The organism is Xanthobacter tagetidis, from assembly GCF_003667445.1.
In the GTDB taxonomy this organism is placed as follows: Bacteria; Pseudomonadota; Alphaproteobacteria; order Rhizobiales; family Xanthobacteraceae; genus Xanthobacter; species Xanthobacter tagetidis.
On the sequence record NZ_RCTF01000045.1, the window covers coordinates 1 to 694 of the forward strand.

1 pseudogene is annotated in these 694 nt (G+C 80.1%); it reads right to left on the reverse strand.

Annotation, left to right across the window (positions count from 1 at the left end):
* Positions 1-694, reverse strand: a pseudogene (locus tag D9R14_RS23240) (hypothetical protein); the annotation flags it as partial.

Consider the following 694-nt stretch of genomic DNA (forward strand, 5'->3'; position numbering starts at 1 on the left):
CCTCGCGCGCGGCAAGCACGGCGGCCTGGGCCGCGCGCAGCGCCGCCTCCGCCTCGTCCCGCGAGGGCAGGGCGCCTGCGCCCGCCTCGCGGGCGAGGATGGCGGCAAGGCCCGCAATGTGATCGGCGAGCGCCTGCGCGCCGGCGGCGCGGCCCTCGCCTGGGGGGGCGTGCAGCTCGGCCTCGCTGCGGGCGAATTCGGCCTCCTTCACGAGGCGCTCGCGCAGCGCGTGCGCGGCCTCCGCCTCGGTGGGGGAAGCGGCGCCCGCGCCCGCGAGCGCCGCCTTCAGACGCGCCGCCGCCTCCTGGGCCTGGCGCAGCAGCAGGTCGCGGTCCTTGATGGCGGGTGCGATGGTGATGCGGCCGCGCTCGGGAATGTCCAGCGTCACCGGCTCCACCGCGCGGATCGTCGCCGCGCCCGGCGCCAGCGGGCGGCCGTCGAGCGCGAGGCCGGCGCGGCGGTCATCCGGGATGTCGAGGGTGATGAGGGTCGCCGCCGCGCCGAGCCGGGCCTCGGCGGACGCGGCCTCCTTCTCCGCCTTGCGGATGGCGGCGAGCGCCGCCTCATTGACCGGGATCGCCTCCGCCTTGGCGCGCGCCGCGCTGGCCCGGGCCTCGGCGGCCTCCGCCTTGGCGCGCCGGCCTTCCAGCTCGCGGATGCGGGCCGCGCGGTCGACGGCGGCGGCGCGGCGCTG